The following is an 18,374-nucleotide window of genomic DNA, read 5'->3' on the forward strand; positions in this document are numbered from 1 at the left end:
GGTCCCTACGCGCCAGGACGGGAATAATAGGGCTGAATCGGACCACCGATGAGCTCGAAGCGATGAATCAACTCCCCCGCATGCTTGAAAATCTCCTCTGCGCTCGCGTTCCGGTTCCGGTCCCGGAACTCACGCCATGCTTTGTTCCACGCGCCACCATTGCCAAGGGGCCCATGAATCCGCCGGTGCACGTCACGAGGAATGGGCATGGTGTAGCTGTGGATTTTCACGCCCTGCCCTTCGAACCATCGAGCCAGGTCTTCTGCCTGCGGGAAGATGTGGTGCTTTTCCCAGCGACCGGGCGTTAGACGGTGCGACGGAGGAATGACCCGCGAGGAACCACCATTCCAGTTGGGGAAGACCATGACAGCCCCGCGTGGAAGCTGCTGCCCACCTCCCCAATTTCGCCGAGGTCCACTGCCCGGCGCTGCCGCGGCCACAGGCGGACGTGCGGGAGGAAAGCGCGCCAACTCCACTTCACCGTGCAGGTCCTCGCAGCGGTAGAAGCCACATGAGTCCCCCTCGCAAAGGAGGCTGACGCAACGGTCCTCATGCGAAGCGGAACACGCCTCCGTCGCCGCGTGCGCTGCTCGCTGAATGGGAGTCTTTGCGGTGGTGGAGCACCCCAACCCAAACGCAACAAGCAGTGAAAGACCCAAGCCAGGATGGATGCGCATCTCAAGCGGACCCTATCCTGTTTGGAACGACACGTTACGCCACGAGGCCCTCGGCTTCTCACCTTCCGTGCCCCCTCCACCTCATTCTTCACCACGACGCGATGGGCCGCATGGGCACACGGCCTCACCGCTGCCCGAAAATCTTCACCAGCTTGTTGTAGACGCCCATCACCAGCAGGGGCGACACCCACTGGCCAATGAAACGGCTGGGGCGCGAGCGGCCCGTCACCTCCAAGACGAAGGAAGCGCCCATCGAGGCGAGGCTCGCCACCAGGAACACGTGCGAGGGCACCTTCGCCGTCTGCTGTTCAATCAAGCGCGTCAGTGACGCCTCGGCGTGCTCCGCTCGCACCACCGGGGGCACGTCCATGTACTCATGCTCCGAAGCCCGGCTCGCCGGGTTGACGTCCATCTCCATGCTCCCTCCCAGGGCGGGCAGACAGGCCCGCCGCATGCACTGCTCTTCCGCCGAGCCACGCCATGCAGCCCGGCGGAGAGGTCCCCATCATGGTGTGACCGATGGAGGCAAACGGCGAGATGGCGAGCGAGTCCATGCACACAGATGCCAACCCGTCAGGCGAACTGCAGCTCCCTGAAGAAGGGGCAGGCCCCCTGCTCCAGCGCGACTACTGGGCGGTCATCCGCGACTGCCGGGTCTCCCCCAAGGAGCTCATGCGCTGGGTGGCCGTGCGCTTCGCCGAGTTCGCCCCGTCCGAATTCTGCGTCTTCGAGCGCGGACACCCGGAACGCGGGGGCCAGCCGCTGGAACTGGGCGACGAGCTGACGGTGAAGATTCAGGGCGCGGGCACCTTCGCCGTGCGCGTCATCCACCAGGACGCCCAGAGCTTCACGCTCGGCACGCTCCACGGGCACCCGGAGGCGGGGCGCATCACCTTCGGCGCTTACCGGAACGCGCGCGACGATGTCATCTTCCACATCCGCAGCCGGGCGCGCTCCGGCTCGACGTTCCACTACCTCGGCTTCGTCACCGCCGGAGACGCCATGCAGACCAACACCTGGACCGAGTTCGTCCTGCGCGCCGCGCTGACGGCCGGTGACGGGGTGCATGGCGTCATCCACGCGGACACCACCGAGCTGGAGGACGAACCGCCCGGCGGCGACACCGCCCACGGGCCCACCTTCCTGGCGCGGGGAGACGGAAGACAATGATTGAGTGGCGCTGGTTCTCCGGCTGGACGGAAGAGGAAATGGTGCCCCGGCTGGCGCGGGCTCGCACGCTGGCGCGCAACTTCCCGGAGGTCTCCGGAGAGATGACGCTGCAGGGCGGGTGGAGCCAGGTCCGCTCGGAGAGCGTGCTCGGCCGCGAGCCGCCAGGGCGCCCTGTCCCGGGCGGGCTCTTCGAGCGCGCCCAGCAGGTGCTGGAGACCTTCGACTTCTCCGACCCGCGCATCGTCGCCTGGCACTTCTCCGACGAGGAGCCGATGCAGGGCCGCACGGTGCTGCTGGAGCTGCGCGCGCTGGGGCAGCAGCTGCGCTACCTGTGCGGCGTGCGGGTGGGAGGCACGCGCGAGGAGCACGACGAGGGGTGCAGCGTCTTCGGCTTCAGCTTCGAGACGCTCCATGGACACATCGAGGCCGGGCGCGAGTGGTTCCTGCTCAAGAAGGAGCACGAAAGCGGCGAGGTGCGCTTCCACATCGAGGCGGCCTGGCGTCCCGGCCAGTTCCCCAACTGGTGGAGCCGGCTGGGCTTCGCGATGGTGGCTCCGCGCTATCAGCGCGCGTGGCACCGGCTGACACACGTGCGGGTGCGCGAGCTGGCGTTGAAGCACCCGGAGCTCATCGGTCAGCTCGCGAGCCACGGCCGGCTGGCGCACGCCGGCCATGCGCTGGGGACGGCCCCGGTGCAGTTCTTCGCGCAGCGGGCGCCAGGGCGGCGAGAAACGCAGTTGGAGGAGGAGATAGAGGCCATGAATCGAGCACACGGGTTGAGGGCCCTGGGATTGGGCGTGCTGGCGGGAATGCGGAGCATGAGCGCGCCGGCGCTGGCGAGCCGCTGGCTGACGAAGACACAGCCCGACAGCGAGGACCGGCTCGCCAGAACCCTGGCGCATCCGTGGACGCCGCGCGTGCTGGGCCTGCTCGCCGTGGGTGAGCTTGTCGCGGACAAGCTGCCGATGGCGCCCCCGCGTGTCGCCGCCGTGCCGTTGACGGGCCGGATGTTGTCGGGCGCCCTGGCCGCGGCCTCGGTGACGACGGAGCGCCAACGCGGTGTGCGGCTCGCGGCGGCGGCCCTGGGCGCCCTGGCGGCGCTGGCATCGAGCTGGGCCTTCTATTCGCTGCGGCGCACCGCCACGAAGAAGCTGGGCGTTCCGGACGTGGCCGTGGCCCTGACAGAGGACGCGCTCCTCGCGGGCCTGGCCTCGCGGCTGCTGCCTGTCAGCGAGCATCAGGCCGGACAGGCCACGCTGTCGCCCGCGTGACTGTCTTGGCCCCTCACGCGGTGGCGGGCATCTCCGCCACGCCGCCGCGCGGCCACAGACACCCCTGAAAGCAAGCCCCACACGGCCAATGCCGGCCTCCGCCGCTGGCCCCCGCGCGGCGGCCTTAGCGCCCGCGCCACGCCGCCGCGCGGGCCGCATGCACCAGCGCGGGAAGGTCCTTCACGGCCGCCCCCGCGTCGGCCCCGATTTCCACCGTGGGAACCCGCGCCCGCTCGGGAGAGAACAGGCGCGCGGGCGTCTGTCCCTGGCCGCGAAGGAGGATGAACAGCCGCAGCGCGTCCCGCAGCCGCTCCACGTCCTCGCCCTGCTCGCCTCGAGCCCGCTGCGCCGCGTTCCACAGCCGCGCCCACGCGGTCTCCTCATCCCACGTGCCCACGGGGCGCTCGCGAGACAGCGCCGCCAGCTGCGCGGCCAGCTCGAAGAGCCCGGCGCGCCCTTCTCCAAAAACCTCGCAGGCCGGAAGCCGCACCTCCCCAGCCCCCTCCACGCCCACGCCGCGCGGCCCTACGGCCCCGCCCGTCCGAGGCTGCGGGCCAGGCGCCTCGGGCGCGAACAGCCCCGGCCCGCCCATCCGAGGCCCCGCGCCCCGCTCGAAACGCCCCTCGCGCGCCGCCAGCCACACCAACAGCGCCGGCACCTCGGCGTCCGCGGGCACCACCGGGGCCAACCGCTCCTCCAACGAGGCGCGCAGCCGCGCCCAAGCCACGCCCCGCCAGAAGGCCGCGTGCAGCAGCAGCTCCGGCCCGCTGCGAGGCACCCGCCGCGGCGCGCGCGAGACGCGGGCCTGCAGGAAGCCCTTCACCTGCCCCCGCGTATCGAAGTGCTCCAGCCGCTGCCACAGCGCCGCCAGCGCGGTCTCCGCCAGCGGCAAGGCCCGCTGAAGCGCCTCCGCCTCCTCCACCGTGAAGGGCAGCACCCCTTCCGGCGCGGGCCGCTTGAAGACGTGCTCGAACACCTCCGCGGCGGCGCACGCGGCGCGCAGCTCCGGCAGGTTGCGCGGCAACAGCTCCACCGCCCGAGCCCAGATGTGCCGCCCCAGGAGCGGCCCCGCCTCCAACACCGTCTCTTCCAACTTCAGCAGCGCCTCGCCCAGCGTGGCGGGCCGGCCCTCCGCGGGCAGCCGCTTGAAGGCCACGCGCCGCACGTCCTCCCGCAGGCGCTCCACCTCACGCATCAGCTTCATGGGCGCGGCGTTCGCCGGCCACCCTTCCGCGGCGGCGCGGCGCTTCAGCGCGGCCAGGGTGGCGTCCACCTCCGGCTGCGCGCGCGCCACCTCCAGCAGCAGCTCGAACTGCGCGCGCACCCGCTGCTTCCAGAAGAAGGACGCCAGCATGCCGCGCAGGGCGCGATAGCGAAGACGCGTGGCCTCCAGGAGGTCCGCGCGGTCCTCCAGCCGGGCGCGCAGGTTGTCCGGGTGCGTGGCCATGCCCTCACCATAGGAAGGCACCGGCCGGGTGTCAGGCCCCCCAGGGGGCCGACGCGTCGCGAGTGAACGGTGCGGGCCCTCTCGAGGGGGCCCACCCGACTCACACGCGCATGGGCATGACGACGGCGGTGAAGCTCCGGTCACCGGGGGCGTGGAGCACGCCCGGGCTGTGCTCGTCACCCAGCTCGAAGGAGACCTCGTCCGTCTCCGTCACGGAGAGCACATCCATCAGGTAGCGCGCGTTGAAGCCGATGGTGATGCCGTTGCCGCGGTAGGCCAGCTCCAGCACGTCCTTGGCCTCGCCCAGGTCCGGGTTGCTCGCGGTGATGATGAGCTGGTTCTCCTCCAGGCCGATGCGGACCGCGTTGCTCTTGTCCGCCGACAGCAGGGCGATGCGCTTGAGGCTCTCCAGCAGGCGCACCTTGGGCACCAGGACGACCTTCTCCCCTTCCTTGGGGATGACGCGCTGGTACTCCGGGAACTGGCCGTCGATGAGCCGCATCACCATGGTGAGGCCCGGCTTCTTGAAGAGCGCCGAGTTCTCCGCGAAGCCCAGGTAGCACTCCGCGTCCGGCGCCTCGTCCAGCAGGCGCTTGAGCTCCATCAGGCCCTTGCGGGGGATGATGACGCCGCTCTTGAGCTTGAAGTCGCCCGGCAGCTCGCGCTCCACCAGCGCCAGCCGGTGGCCGTCGGTCGCCACCATGCGGACCTTGCCGGTGGACTGGGGCTCGAAGAAGACGCCGTTGAGGATGTAGCGCGTCTCGTCGCTGGAGATGGCGAACTGCGTCTTCTTGATCATCTCCAGCAGCGTGTTGCCCCCCACCTGCACCAGGGGCGCGTTCTCTTCCTTCGGCAGCTTGGGGTACTCCTCGGCCGCCATGCCCACGATCTTGAAGTGGGCCGAGCCGCTGGAGATGTCCACGTAGTTGTTGGCCAGCTTCTTCAGCGTGACCTGCGCGTCCGGGAGGTTCTGGACGATGTCGAAGACGTACTTGGCGCTCAGCGTGACGGCGCCCGTCTTGATGACCTCGGCCGGGTGCTCGGACACGACGCCGATGTCCAGGTCGAACGCGGTGACGGTGATGCCGCCCTTGTTCGCGGTGACGAGCACGTTCGCCAGGATGGGCATCGTCGTCTTGCGCTCCACGATGCCCTGGGCGCGGTAGAGGGCCTTCTTCAGCTCGTCGGCGGCGATGCGGAATTCCATCGGAGGGCGTCCTTACGGGTCTCGGCCGCGAAGGCCGATCTACGAGGCCGGATGTAGCCCCTGCACTCCCCTCCGTCAACGAACCCTGAGCGACGCGGGAGCATCAATGTCCACCTGCAACTGACCGCCAGTCACCAATTCGCGAGACAGACTGGCCCCCGGCAGCGAGCCGGAGCACACTGGCGCCTCTTTCCTCCCCTGGAGCCCCTCATGAACAGCCGCTCGCTGGTGCTCGCCGCCCTTGTCCTAGGCTTCGTCTCCGGATGTAGCAAGCCGCCCGCCGCGACGTCCTCGCCACCGGCGAGCGAGAATGGCCTCCCCTCCAGCGAGAACGGAACGCCCACCATGACCCCACCGCCCAGCCATGACTCCCAGCCCAAGCCGGGTGAGAGCGCCGTCTACATCGTCAAGGACAGTGGCGTGCGCTGCTTCGCCCCGCCCTGCCCCACCTACAACGCCTTCCCGGTGGACAAGCCGGACGCGGAGCCCATCCCCGTGCACGAGCTGGAGCTGTCGGCGGTGACGAAGGGCTCGGACGAGCAGACGGAGGCGTTGATCCGAAAGACGCTGGACGGCACCGGGCTCAAGATTCAGGGCACCTTGGAGACGCGGCCCAACGCGGGCCCCGCGGGCGCGGCCACCGTCCTGCGCGCCAGCAAGGTCGAAAACTGAAACCACCCGTCCGGGCGGGCCTCAGATGTGGAGGCCCACCTGGATGCCGGGCCAGTGCTGGAGGCGTTGATCCGGCTCGGGATGGGTCTCCCGGACGGACAGCCGGGTGATGGAGTCGAAGTCCGACTCGCCCCAGGAGAACCACGCGTTGTAGGTGGGCCCGGCGAACACGGCCAGGCGGGGCATGAGCTGGAAGCCCAGCATCAAGCGGGCCTGCCCCAGCACATTGCCGCCGTCACCCTCCAGCGGGTTGCGCACCGGCTGGACGGCGCCGCCCGTCACGTCCAGGTCCACCCAGAGCCGCTGGGACAGCGTCATGTGCCCGCCCACGCCCGCCGCGAAGCTGAAGCGCGCGTCGCGGCCCGGCTCCAGGCCCGCCATCAGCGTGAAGTAGACGGCCCCGCCGCCCAGCTTCACCCCCATGTTGGCGACCTGGATGTCGCTCAACCAGAACTCCATGTGGGTGGAGCCCCGGCGCAGCCCTCGCGAGGAGGACTCGGAGACCTCGTCCCCCGGCTGCAGGGCGAAGGCCCCCCGCTCGCTCATCAGCGAAAGGCGGGGTGCGTACCGGGACTCAGCGGTGGCTGTCCCCGCCCACAGCCCGAATGCGAGGAGCGCAAAGGATTTCATCACTCATGCTTTTCCAGCGTGAGGGAGGCCTGCGTCAAGTTCTCGGGCAATGACAGAGGTGCCGAGGAGGCGTCGGGATTTCCAGCCAGTGCCTCCGCGGCGGCCAGCACCACCGCCACGTCGAAGGGCGCATCGGACGAAACGAAGAAGAAACGCTCGAACCCCGGGGCATCGTCCAGCTCGTAGGCGCGCGGCAACACCTGCGTTCCCGACGGCACCAGGGCCATGGACCGGGAGCCCTCGTCCGGCGCGTGGAGGGTGACTGCGCCGTTGCCATCCAGGGAGACGATGACGCCATGCGAGCGGCCCGAGGCGATGTACGCCACCTGCACCACGTCACCCGCGGCGGCGGCGGCCCCGTCGGCGAGCCGCTCCGGGCGGGCGGCGGACTGCCGGTGGATGACGAGCTGCGGCGCCAGCCCCTTGATGCGCGTGACCTCCCGGGTGTCCCCCGGGGCCGTGCCGTGCCCGGTTTCCGAGGAAGGCAGGACCACCATGACCAGCGCCACCGCGGCGAGCGCCGGCACCAGGCCCCACGCGGGCGACAGGCGGAAGGCCGGGCGGGGCGCGTCCTGCCGGGCCGCGCGCGCTTCCACTTCGCGGACCACCCGGGCGGGCGGCAGCGCCTCCAGCGTGGCGCGCGTGTCGGACTCCAGCGCCGCGAGCCGGGCCGGGCCGTCGGGCTCCTCGGCCAGCCGGGCGCGGGCGGCGGCCAGCTCCGCGGGCGGCAGCTCGCCCAGGGCGATTCGTTCCAGCAACCAATCCGGGGTGCGGTGGTGGGCGGATGTCATGCGGCCTCCAGCTCCAGCTCTTGCAGCACTGCCGTCAGCGCCCGCAGGCGCTTGCGCACGCCGGACACGGACAGCCCCACTTCGCGGGCCGTCTGCTCCAGCGTCATCCCATCCACCAGGTGCAGCACCGCGATGTCCTGACTGGACGCGGGCACCCGGCCGAAGAGGCGGTCCAGCAGGCCGCGCGCGGCGGTGCGGGACTCGGTGTCGTCGGCGGAGGCAATCTGCAGCACCAGTTCGTCCTCCCGGTCCTCCGGACGCCGCTTCGCGCCGCGCAGCCTGTTGAGGCACACCGTGGTGGCAATCCGGTGCAACAGGCTCGACGGCGCCGCGTCCTTCAGCGCGCCCTGGTAGCGCAGCAACTGCACGAACACGTCGTGCATGGCGTCCACGGCCTTCTCCTCGTCACGCAAGAGGAAGCGGCAGCGCCGGAGCACCTGGGGGCCATAGCGCCGGTAGTAGGCCTCCACATCGATTGACACCGCTCGCTCGCCTCCCTCGGTTGCCGCGGACAGGGAAACACCGCGGCCTCGGAGAACTGTCACTCGGACTTTTCAGTCCCGTGTTTCCTGGGGACGCTTCGGGAATCTGCGCGGCGTCCTTGTACCCAGGTACAATGCCGCCCTTCGATCCGGTAAAAGCTACAAGCAAGCAGGCACGCGAGCGCGTGAAAGAAGGGCCGGGCACTGTCAGGTTGGCGATGAAATCGGGGCCAGTTCGCTGTAACTGAGAAACACAACCCCGGTACGTTGCCCCCTCGCCCTCCCCTCCACGGCGCCCGTGCTCACCTCCAACGACTCCGCCCTGTCGGGCCTGCTGAACGCGTATCTCGCAGCGCAGCTCGCCGGGAACCGGCGCGAGGCGTTGCGGCTGCTCGTGGACGAGGGACTGCTCCGGGGCATCCCCCTCCAGACGCTGCACCTGGAGGTCATCCAGCCCGCCCAGTATGAAATCGGCCGGCTGTGGCAGGAGAACGTCATCTCCGTGGCGCAGGAGCACCTGGCGACCGCCGTCTCCCAGCTCGCGCTCGCGCACCTGTACCGGCACCTGCCCAGGGACCCATTCAACGGCAAGGTCGTCCTCGTCTCCTGCGTCCAGGGCGAGCTGCATGAAGTGGGCGCGCGCATGTCCAGTGACTTCCTGGAGATGGCCGGCTTCGACGTGCGCTTCCTGGGCGCCAACGTTCCACCGGAGCACCTGGCCCGCATGACGAACGAGCTTCGTCCGGACCTGGTCGCCCTCTCCGTGACGATGACGTACCACCTGCCCGCGCTCCGCGAAGCCGTGGCGCACGTGCGCAAGACACTCCCGGATGTCCACATCGCCGTGGGCGGCCTGGCCTTCAACTGGGCCCCCGGACTGGAGGAGGAGCTGGGCGTGAACTTCTTCGGCAAGGACGCGCGGCAGTTCGTCGCGTCCGCCTGTCGGGCCCTGGGAGTCTGAAAGCACCATGGAGAGCGTGAGCAAGAGCGTGGAAGCACGGGCGGACCGGCTGGCCACCGCCTCTCAGGAGGCGCTCTATCAGGACCCCTTCTGGGCCGCCCGCTACGGGCTGGAGCGCGCGCAGCGCTTCGGTGACGAGGACGCGCGCTTCCACATCCGCTACCTGGTGCAGGCCCTGGACGAGCACCTCCCCTCTGTCCTGGAGGGCTACGCCCGCTGGCTGCGCACCCTGCTGGTGTCGCGCGGCATGTGCTCGCGTCATCTGGACCGGCACTTCGCCGGGCTGGCCGCCGCGCTGGAAGCGGAAGGCTGGGGCCCCGGGAGCGAACCCCACGACTACGTGGGCGCCGCGCGACAGGCCCTTCGCTACCAGGAGGGCCCAGCCCGCCTGCTGGAGGAGGAGGCGCCCGAGCTCGCGCGCGCCGCCACGGCGCGCCTCACGCTCTACATCATCCCCGAGGACCAGCCCCGCCTGGAGGAAGAGCTCCAGTTGCAGCTGTCCTACGTGGCTGACGCGCTCGCCGCCGGGAAGCCCGACCTGCTGGGCGACCATGTGCGCTGGTACGCCGGCTTCTGGCCACGGCGCGGATTTGGCCTCCTGGCATTTCCCAGTGTGCTGGGCATGTTGAAGTCCGTGCTGGGCTCACGTCACCCCGAAGCACGGACACTCCTCTCCGAAGCGGGGGTGTCCTGGGAGGAGACTCGTTCATGAGGCTTCCCGCCTCCGCCGAGCCGCCGTTCTTCGACGACCTCAGCCGCGAGGTCGCCCTGGCCTGCGACGCGGGCGGCACCCTCACCTGGGTGGACGCCCGCGCCCGGAACGCCCTCGCCGCCGAACCCGGACAACCGCTGCGTGGGCTGGCGGCCCAGGGCACCGAAGAGAAGGTGGACCGGCTGCTGGCCCAGGCGCGCGAAGAGAAGGTGGAGGGCTGGGAGCTCATCCTCTGCCGGGACCAGGTGCCCGCGACGTTCGCCTTCCGCGCCCGGCCCCATGACGGAGGCGTGCTGCTGGTGGGCAGCCTGGTGCCGGAGGACTACGGCAGCGCGCTCGAGCGGGTGAGCACCACCCTGAGCGAGCTGTCCGCGCTCCACCGCGAGACGGAGCGCCAGCAGCGCGAGCTCAAGCGCCGCGCGGACGAACTGGCCCGCCTCAACAACGAGCTGGAGGAGTCCAACCGCGGCGTGCGCAGCCTCCACGCCGCGCTGGATGAGAAGGCCGAAAGCCTCCAGCTGGCCGCGGAAATCAAGAGCCGCGTGGTGGCCAACGTCAGCCACGAGTTCCGCACTCCGCTGCACTCCATCCTCGGCCTGTCGAAGGTGCTGCTCAACCCCATCAACGGCCCCTTGAGCGGCGAGCAGGAGAAGCAGGTCCAGTTCATCCGCAACTCGGCGGAGGCCCTCTTCGAGCTGGTGAATGACCTGCTGGACCTCTCCAAGATGGAGGCCGGCAAGGCGGCGCTGCGCCACAGCCGCTTCGTGGTGCACGACGCGCTCAGCGCGCTGCGCGGCATGATGAAACCGCTCTTGCCACCTGGCGTGCCCGTGGAGCTGCGGTTGGTGGAGCCAGACGCGCCGCTGGAGCTGGAGACGGACGAATCCCGGCTGAGCCAGGTGCTGCGCAACCTGGTGTCCAACGCGCTGAAGTTCACCGAGTCCGGCCACGTCACGGTGTCAGCGGCGCCCGGCCCCCGGGACACGGTGGTCTTCACCGTGCAGGACACGGGCATTGGCATCGCGCCGGAGCACCACGAGCGCATCTTCGAGGAGTTCTCGCAGGTGGAGAGCCACCTGCAACGCAAGGCGAAGGGCACCGGCCTGGGCCTGCCGCTGGCGCGCCGGCTGACGGAGCTCCTGGGCGGCACGCTCACCGTGAAGAGCGCGCTGGGACAGGGCGCCACGTTCACCGTCACCCTCCCGCGCGTCCACCTGGAGGTCACGGAGATGACCGGCCTGACGGAGCGCAGCGAGCACCTGGACCCCAGCCGGGCCCCGGTGCTGGTGCTGGAGGACGACCGGCAGACGCTCTTCCTCTACGAGAAGTACCTGGCGCGCTCCGGCTTCCAGGTGCTGCCGGTGCGCAGCACGGATGAGGCCCGGCGCGTGCTGGAGCGCGTGCGCCCCGCCGCCATGGTGCTGGACGTCATGCTGGAGGGCGAGACGAGCTGGGGCTTCCTGGCGGACATGAAGAACAACGAGGCCACCCGCGACATCCCCATCCTGGTGGTGACGGTGACGGACCGCGAGCAGAAGGCCCGCGCGCTGGGCGCCGACGAGTTCTGGCTCAAGCCGGTGGACGAGGTGCGGCTGCAACGCAAGCTGCAAGCCATGGCCCGCACCGGTCCGGTGGAGCGCATCCTCATCATCGACGACGATGATGTGCACCGCTACCTGCTCAAGCAGCTCCTCAAGGACATGCCCTACGTCCTGCTGGAGGCGTCTGGCGGCAAGGAAGGCGTCCAGCTGGCGCGGGAGAAGTCCCCGCACCTCATCTTCCTGGACTTCGTGCTGCCGGACATCACCGCCTTCGACGTGCTGGACGAGCTGAAGGCGGACCCGCGCACGCGTGAGGTCCCCGTCATCCTCCACACCTCGCACGAGCTGAAGGAGGCCGAGCGCTCGCGGCTGGCGAAGGAGACGGCCGCCATCCTCGCCAAGCACACGCTGAGCCGCGAGGTGGCCATCACCCGCATCCGGGACGCACTGTCCAAGGCCGGCCTGGGCTCCCAAGCGCTGCCGCAGGAGGCAAGCCGCCGTGGTTGAGCCCCGTCTGGCCACCGTCCTCAACGTCAACGACGACGACGCCAGCCGCTACCTCGTCAGCCGGCTGCTCTCGCTGGCGGGCTACAACGTGCTGGAGGCGGCCACCGGCATGGGCGCGTTGCTGATGGCGCAGCAACACCGCCCGGACGTCGTCATCCTCGACGTGAAGCTGCCGGACATCAGCGGCTACGAGGTCTGCGAGCGGCTGCGCGCCAATCCCCAGACCGCGGCCATGGCGGTGCTGCACACCTCCGCCACCTTCGTCACCTCCGACAAGAAGGTGCGCGGCCTGGACGGCGGCGCGGACGCCTACCTCACCCAGCCCTTCGAGGGCGCGGAGCTCATCGCCACGGTGAAGTCGCTGTTGCGCCTGCGCCACGCGGAGCAGGTGGCGCGCAACCGCGCCAACGAGCTGGCGGAGATGGACCGCCGCAAGGACGAGTTCCTGGCCATGCTGGGGCACGAGCTGCGCAACCCGCTGGCCGCCATCATGACAGCCATTGGCATCCTGGAGCGCAGGCCCACCAGCGATGACAAGGAAGCGCGGATGCGCGGCATCATCCAGCGCCAGACGAACCACCTGGCGCGGCTGGTGGATGACCTGCTCGACGTCAGCCGCATCACCCGCGACAAGGTGGAGCTGCGCCCCGGCAACGTGGACCTGGTGCCCCTGCTGCGGCAGGTGCTCCAAATCGCGCAGCCCATGGCGGATTCGCGTGGGCTGGGCCTGGACGTCTCGCTGCCTTCCGGTCCACTCTGGCTGCGGGCGGATGCCACGCGGTTGGAGCAGGTCTTCACCAACCTGCTCGACAACGCCATCAAGTACACCGACGCGGGGGGCGTCCACCTGCACGTGGAACTGGAAGGCGTGGGCGGCTCGGCCCAGGCGGTGGTGCGGGTGAAGGACTCTGGCATCGGCATCCCGCCGGAGGTGCTGCCGCACATCTTCGAGCTGTTCGCGCAGGCGGACACCTCGCTGGAGCGCTCGCGCGGCGGCCTGGGTATTGGCCTGACGCTGGTGCGCAAGCTGATCCAGCTCCACGGCGGCGAGGTGACGGCGCGAAGCAACGGCCCCGGCCACGGCAGCGAGTTCGTGGTGAAGCTGCCCCTGGACCCCACGATGGGCGAGTCCGCGCCCGCGCGCGACGCGGTGGACCTCCGCCGCGGCCGGCGCGTCCTGGTGGTGGAGGACAACTCGGACGCGCGTCAGGCCATGCGCGACCTGCTGGAGCTGTGGGGCCACCAGGTGGCGGTGGCGCCGGACGGCCTCCAGGGCGTGGCGCTCGCGGTGGCGCAGCCGCCCGAGCTGGCGCTGGTGGACATCGGCCTGCCAGGGCTGGACGGCTACCGGGTGGCGCAGACGCTGCGCGCCCAGGTGGGCAATCACATCCGGCTGGTGGCCATGACGGGCTACGGCAGCCCCGAGGGACGGGACCAGGCACTGCGCGCCGGGTTCGACCGGCATCTGGTCAAGCCCGTGAAGCCTGACGAGCTGAACCGACTCCTCTCCGAGCTGTGAGGGATTGAAGCGGCGGAGGCTCAGCGGCGGTTCAGCGCGTTGGCCACCAGCCCCAACAGCTTCACCTTCGCGGGCTCCAGCGGACGCACGGTGCGCAGCAGGCGCCGGACCTCGGGGCGCTCCTGCGGCGAGGTGGGCGGCTCACCGGGACGCGCGCCCCCGTTGACGGCGTTCGCGGAGAGCCCCAGGAGCTCATCCGCTGAGACGTGGAGCTCGTGGCACAGCTTCAGCAGCGTCTGCACGCTGGGCAGCATCCCGCCGCGCTCCAAGCGCCCGTAGACCTCGGTGGCCACATCGATACGCTCAGCCACGTCCGCCTGGGTGAGCTCCAGGCGGGTGCGAGCAACGCGCGCGGCAGCTCCGATTGTGGTTGCGAGTTTCTTGTCCATGCCTTACCGACCCGGAACGTTTGGCCGCTGGCATAGGACGTATGGGGGCAGACAGACAGAACTTGCCGGGTCAGTCTCCAATTGTTCACCCATAGGGTTGCTGTGCACGCGGTGGACTTCGCGAGTCCATCCACGACGCGCGGCCGATGCCTTTTCTCGACGGAAAACGTCGAGTGAGAGGCCTCCGCATGCCTTCCGGACCCATGCAGTCACCTGGGTGGCAGGAGAACCTGACACGTTGTGCGGCGACTTTCCTACGGTTCCGTCGAGTCCTGCACGCCGTCCCGCCCTCTAGGGTTGGTTCATGTTTTCAACGTGCGCAGAAGCGGTTCACCACGCTTCATATCTATCTGGAAATACAGGACTTGATGAATCGCAGGAGACCTCACCGGGTGTGCGAACCCCCGGCAGGACTGACACCGGGGGTATTTCCAGACTCAGGTGAACGAGCGTGGTGACGATGCGGCGGATACGCTGAGGGCCGATGGCGGTCGGCCGGAATTTGCTGGTGAAGCTGTGCGTGGCGATGGGCGTGGTGGCGCTGCCGCTGCTCGTCGTCATCCTGGGGGTCGTCTTGCCGCAGCTGCGGGAGCAGCTTCGCGCGGACCGCATCCTGGGACTGAAGCAGGCGGTGGAGACGGCCTACGGCGTGTTGGAGGTCTACGAGGCCCGTGAGCGGTCGGGCGCGCTGACGCGACAGGAGGCCCAGGCGCAGGCCGCGGCACTGCTGGAGCAGCTGCGCTACTCACAGGTGGAGTACTTCTGGGTCAACGACCTGGACACGCGGCTCGTCATGCATCCGTACCTGCCGGACATGCTGGGCAAGGACTTGAAGGGCTACCGCGACGTGCGCGGCAAGCCGGTGTTCGTGGACATCGTCACGCTGGCGCGGGCCCAGGGCCAGGGCGCGGTGTCCTACGAAGCCACGCGGCCGGGCTCGCCGGAGGCCATTCCGAAGGAGAGCTACGTGAAGCTCTTCGCGCCCTGGGGTTGGGTGCTGGGCACGGGCGTGTACGTGGAGGACATCGAGCGCGAGGTGGCGGCGGTGCGCCAGCGCATCCTCCTGGCGGTGGGCGGCGCGCTGGCGCTCGCGCTGATGGCCGGCGCATCTCTGTCGCGCCGGGTGGTGCGGCCGGTGCGGGAGCTGGCGCAGGCGGCGCACCGGGTGGCGCGCGGTGATTTGGAGACCCGGGTGGAGGTGCGCTCCTCGGACGAGGTGGGCCAGTTGGCGGCGGCCTTCAACACCATGGTGACGGGGCTGCGCGAGGTGGTGGCGGCGCTGGTGGATGCGGCGGGCGCCACGGCGGCGGACGCGGAGCGCATCCGAGCCTCCGCGGAGGCGTTGTCCGTGACGACGCGGGAGCAGTCGGACTCACTCCAGCGCGCCGCGCAGACGGTGCAGGGCATGAGCGCGCGGGTGTCGCAGGGAGCGGAGGCGGCGCGCACGGCGGCGAAGACAGCGGCGGACAACGGTCAGGTGGCGCGCGAAGGTGGCGCGGCGGTGGGACAGGCGCTGCGGAAGATGGCGGAAATCGTGGAGGTGGTGGAGGGCTCGGCGCGGACGGTGGAGCGGTTGCAGGCCTCTGGCCGGGTGACGGCGGAGATGTTGCGGCTCATCCAGCAGGTGGCGGAGGAGACGCAGTTGTTGGCGGTGAACACCGCGATTGAAGCGGCGCGCGCGGGCCAGCACGGCAAGGGCTTCGCGGTGGTGGCCGGCGAGGTGCGCAAGCTGGCGAACCGGACGCGGGATGCGGCGGGGCAGGTGCAGACGCTGCTGAGCCGGAGCGAGGCGGACACGCGGGCGGCGGCGGACCTGATGCGCCAGGGCACCACGGCGGCGCAAGAAGGGCTGGGCTTGTCCACGACGGCGGGAGACGCGCTGTCGCGGTTGCTCGCCGGCGTGAATGAGATTGGCGGCAAGGTGGAGCGGATGGCGGACGAGAACACGCGCCAGTCCGCGTCGGGGGAGAGCATCGCCGGGAGCATCCAGGCGCTCTCGGTGCGCTCGACGGAGTCGGTGGCTGGCGTGCAGCAGATTGCCCGCTCCGTGGAAGACCTCCGGGCGCGGGCGTCCAAGCTGAAGGACCTGGCCGGACGCTTCACGGCGCGGGGGTGAATTGGCCGCGGCCCACATGGCCCCCAACCTCCCAGAACTGGGCCACGAACGGTGCCAGTTCTTCGCCAGCATCTGGTTCGCCGCGCGCGCTGGCACCCAATTGAAGTTCAAGGTCCTCTCATTCTGCGTGTTGCTGTCGGGATGTATCCCCCGCTCCGCGACGCTTCCACGCGCCGCACCAGAAGAAGCCGCGTGGTTCAAGTTCCCGAACGCGCTTCCTCCTGATGGCCGACAACGAATGCGCAGCCGCCAGGGACACGGGCCTGGGGAGGACTTGTGGGCAACTCAGGGCGCGCCGTGCGCGGCACCGAGCGCGCGCCGGTCGACCTTGCCCGCGGAGGTCCTCGGCAGGGCATCCACGAAACGAATCGACTTCGGCGCCTTGTAGCGAGCAAGCCGTCCGTCGCAGAAGCGCAGCAGGGCCTCCGCCGAAGGCGCGGTGCCCGGCCGTGCGACGACGAGCGCGCGCGGCGTCTCCCCCCACTTGGGGTCCGCCACGCCGATGACGGCGACCTCGGCCACATCGGAATGCCCCGCGAGGACGCTCTCCACTTCCGACGGGTAGATGTTCTCTCCGCCGGAGATGATGAGGTCCTTGCTGCGGCCCACGATGCGGAAGCATCCCTCCGCGTCCCGCGTGGCCAGGTCACCGGTGTGCAGCCAGCCGTCCGCGAAGGTGCGGGCGGTGTCCTCCGGACGGCGCCAGTAGCCCGCGCACAGGTGAGGGCCTCGCAAGAGCAGCTCGCCCACGTCGCCCGGCTGCGTCTCACCGTCGATGCGAGCCTCGACGTGGAACAGGGGCACGCCCACCGCCCCCGGCTTGCGGCGCACGTCTTCTGGCGGAAGCCAGAAGTTGTTGGGGCCCGCTTCCGTGAGGCCATACCCCGTCTTGAAGTCCACGCCCCGAGCGAAGAAGCGCTCGAAGACGGGGGCCGGGCAGGGCGCGCCACCGCTGATGACCAGCTTGAGGCGTGACAGGTCCACGGCATCGAAGCGCGGGTGGCGCTGCATCTCGATGAACATGGTGGGCACGCCGAAGAAGAGACTCACCACGCCCCGCTGCACGAGGTCGAACACGCCCGCCACATCGAAGCTCCGGCACACCACCGATGCGCCGCCAATGTAGGCCAGCGGCGCGGTGAAGACGCTGAGTCCTCCGGCATGGAACAACGGCGCGTTGAGGATCGCCACGTCATCGGCGGTCAGGCCCCAGCCCATCACCGTGTTCACCGCGTTGGCGGTGATGGAGCGGTGCGTGAGCACAGCGGCCTTCGGCAGACCGGTGCTTCCGCCCGTGTAGCAGAGCACCCATGGAGCATCCTCCTCCAGCTCCAGCGGAGGAAGGGCCACGTCCGTCTGCGTGTCGCGCTCGGAGAAGGCCCGCTCGCTCGGCCCTGGAGCCGCGAGACTGAGCCAGTGGCGCACGAAGGACGCGCCAGACCGCACGGCCTCCACCTGGGCTTGGAACTCCGGCCCGAAGGCGAACACGGCTGGCTCGGCATCCGCGAGCAGTCCACCCAGCTCCGTGGCACTCAGCCGCCAGTTGAGGGGCTGAAGGACGGCGCCCAGCTTCGCGCACGCGAAGAAGAGGTCGAGGAACTCGACGCAGTTGTAGGCGAGCACCGCCACACGGTCCCCTCGCCCCACGCCCAGCGCATGGTGGAGGAAAGCGGCGGTACGCGAAGCCGAATCGTTCCATTCACGAAAGGAGATGCGTCGCTCGCCATGGTCGGCGTCGATGAGGGCGGTACGCTCAGGGGCCAGCGCGGCACGCCGGGCCAGCCAGTCATGGACGATGGGCATGGTATCCACGCTAGCTGAACCCGGCGGCATCGTCCGCTCCCTGCCCGGCAAGCCCTGGCGCCGATACATCGTCGTGTTCCTGTCCAACCTGGGCGACCGCTACTACGACGCGAAAGTGGCCGACGCGGCTGACTTCGCGAAGGACGAAGACGGCTTCCCTTACGTCAGCACGTCCATCAGCGACACGCAGCGAATCCCTGCGCTGGGCCGCCGAATCGACGCGATGATGCGGGAGCGCCAGCGCGCACGCCCCCAGGTTCCTCTCGCGGAGGACGCCGCTCCCCAACAGGCGCCTCGGCCCGCTCGATAGAATGGGGCTTTCGGACGTGCCGTCGCGTGCTTGAAAGTACGTGCCGGGACACACACAGCACGGCCTGAATGTCCGTCATCCCAGGCACACAGAAAGTCGTCACGAACATGCTCGCGCACCACACAACCCAACTCGTTGCATTGAGCCCTGCGCCGTCGACTCTCGCCGA

General features: G+C 69.8%; 18 protein-coding genes. 9 read left to right on the top strand and 9 right to left on the bottom strand.

The features are described from left to right. Positions 1–5: 5 nt before the first annotated feature. Complete coding sequence (gene sitA6 / locus BLU09_RS18860; RefSeq protein WP_090490939.1) at positions 6–677, bottom strand: SitA6 family polymorphic toxin lipoprotein; 672 nt, start codon at positions 675–677, stop codon at positions 6–8. Between the two features lie 124 nt (positions 678–801). Then, positions 802–1,131, bottom strand: a complete 330-nt coding sequence (locus BLU09_RS18865) for a hypothetical protein (protein ID WP_090490940.1) — start codon at positions 1,129–1,131, stop codon at positions 802–804. Between the two features lie 83 nt (positions 1,132–1,214). Here BLU09_RS18865 and BLU09_RS18870 point away from each other — a divergent pair, with 83 nt between their 5' ends. Together BLU09_RS18870 and BLU09_RS18875 are read left to right on the top strand one after the other, a co-directional pair. Then, complete coding sequence (locus tag BLU09_RS18870) at positions 1,215–1,847, top strand: DUF1990 family protein (RefSeq protein WP_090490941.1); 633 nt, start codon at positions 1,215–1,217, stop codon at positions 1,845–1,847. Continuing rightward, positions 1,844–3,118, top strand: a complete 1,275-nt coding sequence (locus BLU09_RS18875; protein WP_090490942.1) for a DUF1990 family protein — start codon at positions 1,844–1,846, stop codon at positions 3,116–3,118. The genes BLU09_RS18870 and BLU09_RS18875 overlap by 4 nt, the downstream gene beginning before the upstream one ends. 124 nt (positions 3,119–3,242) lie before the next feature. Here BLU09_RS18875 and BLU09_RS18880 read toward each other — a convergent pair whose 3' ends face one another. Both BLU09_RS18880 and dnaN read right to left on the bottom strand, forming a co-directional pair. After that, complete coding sequence (locus BLU09_RS18880) at positions 3,243–4,565, bottom strand: hypothetical protein (protein WP_186817947.1); 1,323 nt, start codon at positions 4,563–4,565, stop codon at positions 3,243–3,245. 100 nt (positions 4,566–4,665) lie between these two features. After that, on the bottom strand, positions 4,666–5,772 hold the full coding sequence (gene dnaN / locus BLU09_RS18885; protein WP_090490944.1) for a DNA polymerase III subunit beta: 1,107 nt from the start codon (positions 5,770–5,772) through the stop codon (positions 4,666–4,668). A gap of 210 nt (positions 5,773–5,982) precedes the next feature. Here dnaN and BLU09_RS18890 point away from each other — a divergent pair, with 210 nt between their 5' ends. Further along, positions 5,983–6,444, top strand: coding sequence for a DUF6748 domain-containing protein (locus BLU09_RS18890; RefSeq protein ID WP_090490945.1), 462 nt, complete (start codon positions 5,983–5,985; stop codon positions 6,442–6,444). 21 nt (positions 6,445–6,465) lie between these two features. Here the strand turns inward: BLU09_RS18890 and BLU09_RS18895 are convergent, their stop codons facing one another. Genes BLU09_RS18895 through BLU09_RS18905 form a run of 3 tightly spaced genes read right to left on the bottom strand, consistent with a single transcriptional unit; the run spans position 6,466 to position 8,347 of the window. Further along, the gene (locus BLU09_RS18895) at positions 6,466–7,074 is read right to left on the bottom strand and encodes a peptidase (protein WP_090490946.1); all 609 of its coding nucleotides are present in this window, start codon (positions 7,072–7,074) and stop codon (positions 6,466–6,468) included. Then, on the bottom strand, positions 7,074–7,865 hold the full coding sequence (locus BLU09_RS18900) for an ActD-like protein (protein ID WP_090490947.1): 792 nt from the start codon (positions 7,863–7,865) through the stop codon (positions 7,074–7,076). The genes BLU09_RS18895 and BLU09_RS18900 overlap by 1 nt, the downstream gene beginning before the upstream one ends. Continuing rightward, a complete protein-coding gene (locus BLU09_RS18905; RefSeq protein ID WP_090490948.1) occupies positions 7,862–8,347 on the bottom strand; it encodes an RNA polymerase sigma factor in 486 nt (161 codons plus the stop codon). Before BLU09_RS18905 ends, BLU09_RS18900 begins: the two co-directional genes overlap by 4 nt. Before the next feature lie 298 nt (positions 8,348–8,645). Here BLU09_RS18905 and BLU09_RS18910 point away from each other — a divergent pair, with 298 nt between their 5' ends. The 4 genes from BLU09_RS18910 to BLU09_RS18925 are packed head-to-tail and all read left to right on the top strand — an operon-like array spanning position 8,646 to position 13,587. Beyond that, positions 8,646–9,308, top strand: a complete 663-nt coding sequence (locus BLU09_RS18910; RefSeq protein WP_090490949.1) for a cobalamin B12-binding domain-containing protein — start codon at positions 8,646–8,648, stop codon at positions 9,306–9,308. Positions 9,309–9,315: 7 nt separating this feature from the next. Further along, the gene (locus BLU09_RS18915) at positions 9,316–10,020 is read left to right on the top strand and encodes a hypothetical protein (protein WP_090490950.1); all 705 of its coding nucleotides are present in this window, start codon (positions 9,316–9,318) and stop codon (positions 10,018–10,020) included. Then, positions 10,017–12,068 (top strand): hybrid sensor histidine kinase/response regulator, encoded by a 2,052-nt coding sequence (locus BLU09_RS18920; protein WP_090490951.1) that lies wholly within the window; start codon positions 10,017–10,019, stop codon positions 12,066–12,068. The genes BLU09_RS18915 and BLU09_RS18920 overlap by 4 nt, the downstream gene beginning before the upstream one ends. After that, a complete protein-coding gene (locus tag BLU09_RS18925; RefSeq protein WP_090490952.1) occupies positions 12,061–13,587 on the top strand; it encodes a response regulator in 1,527 nt (508 codons plus the stop codon). Before BLU09_RS18920 ends, BLU09_RS18925 begins: the two co-directional genes overlap by 8 nt. A 20-nt stretch (positions 13,588–13,607) precedes the next feature. Here BLU09_RS18925 and BLU09_RS18930 read toward each other — a convergent pair whose 3' ends face one another. Next, positions 13,608–13,976: a helix-turn-helix transcriptional regulator gene (locus BLU09_RS18930; protein ID WP_090490953.1), complete on the bottom strand. Its 369-nt coding sequence runs from the start codon at positions 13,974–13,976 to the stop codon at positions 13,608–13,610. A 484-nt stretch (positions 13,977–14,460) separates the two neighbouring features. Here BLU09_RS18930 and BLU09_RS18935 point away from each other — a divergent pair, with 484 nt between their 5' ends. Beyond that, complete coding sequence (locus tag BLU09_RS18935; protein WP_090490954.1) at positions 14,461–16,092, top strand: methyl-accepting chemotaxis protein; 1,632 nt, start codon at positions 14,461–14,463, stop codon at positions 16,090–16,092. Between the two features lie 285 nt (positions 16,093–16,377). Here BLU09_RS18935 and BLU09_RS18940 read toward each other — a convergent pair whose 3' ends face one another. After that, positions 16,378–17,895 carry an acyl-CoA synthetase gene (locus tag BLU09_RS18940; protein ID WP_090490955.1) on the bottom strand — a complete coding sequence of 506 codons (1,518 nt, stop codon included), beginning with the start codon at positions 17,893–17,895 and terminating at the stop codon, positions 16,378–16,380. Here BLU09_RS18940 and BLU09_RS18945 point away from each other — a divergent pair. Then, positions 17,894–18,205, top strand: coding sequence for a hypothetical protein (locus BLU09_RS18945; RefSeq protein ID WP_244171834.1), 312 nt, complete (start codon positions 17,894–17,896; stop codon positions 18,203–18,205). The genes BLU09_RS18940 and BLU09_RS18945 overlap by 2 nt on opposite strands. The last annotated feature ends 169 nt before the right edge of the window (positions 18,206–18,374 follow it).

This window comes from Myxococcus virescens (genome assembly GCF_900101905.1).
In the GTDB taxonomy this organism is placed as follows: Bacteria; Myxococcota; Myxococcia; order Myxococcales; family Myxococcaceae; genus Myxococcus; species Myxococcus virescens.

Coding starts and splice junctions, on each gene's coding strand:
- BLU09_RS18900 (WP_090490947.1), bottom strand. CDS start 7,865: ATGACATCCGCCCACCACCGCACCCCGGATTGGTTGCTGGAACGAATC.
- BLU09_RS18865 (WP_090490940.1), bottom strand. CDS start 1,131: ATGCGGCGGGCCTGTCTGCCCGCCCTGGGAGGGAGCATGGAGATGGAC.
- BLU09_RS18945 (WP_244171834.1), top strand. CDS start 17,894: ATGGTATCCACGCTAGCTGAACCCGGCGGCATCGTCCGCTCCCTGCCC.
- BLU09_RS18870 (WP_090490941.1), top strand. CDS start 1,215: ATGGCGAGCGAGTCCATGCACACAGATGCCAACCCGTCAGGCGAACTG.
- BLU09_RS18875 (WP_090490942.1), top strand. CDS start 1,844: ATGATTGAGTGGCGCTGGTTCTCCGGCTGGACGGAAGAGGAAATGGTG.
- BLU09_RS18930 (WP_090490953.1), bottom strand. CDS start 13,976: ATGGACAAGAAACTCGCAACCACAATCGGAGCTGCCGCGCGCGTTGCT.
- BLU09_RS18935 (WP_090490954.1), top strand. CDS start 14,461: ATGGCGGTCGGCCGGAATTTGCTGGTGAAGCTGTGCGTGGCGATGGGC.
- sitA6 (WP_090490939.1), bottom strand. CDS start 677: ATGCGCATCCATCCTGGCTTGGGTCTTTCACTGCTTGTTGCGTTTGGG.
- BLU09_RS18895 (WP_090490946.1), bottom strand. CDS start 7,074: ATGAAATCCTTTGCGCTCCTCGCATTCGGGCTGTGGGCGGGGACAGCC.
- dnaN (WP_090490944.1), bottom strand. CDS start 5,772: ATGGAATTCCGCATCGCCGCCGACGAGCTGAAGAAGGCCCTCTACCGC.
- BLU09_RS18890 (WP_090490945.1), top strand. CDS start 5,983: ATGAACAGCCGCTCGCTGGTGCTCGCCGCCCTTGTCCTAGGCTTCGTC.
- BLU09_RS18915 (WP_090490950.1), top strand. CDS start 9,316: ATGGAGAGCGTGAGCAAGAGCGTGGAAGCACGGGCGGACCGGCTGGCC.
- BLU09_RS18920 (WP_090490951.1), top strand. CDS start 10,017: ATGAGGCTTCCCGCCTCCGCCGAGCCGCCGTTCTTCGACGACCTCAGC.
- BLU09_RS18880 (WP_186817947.1), bottom strand. CDS start 4,565: ATGGCCACGCACCCGGACAACCTGCGCGCCCGGCTGGAGGACCGCGCG.
- BLU09_RS18940 (WP_090490955.1), bottom strand. CDS start 17,895: ATGCCCATCGTCCATGACTGGCTGGCCCGGCGTGCCGCGCTGGCCCCT.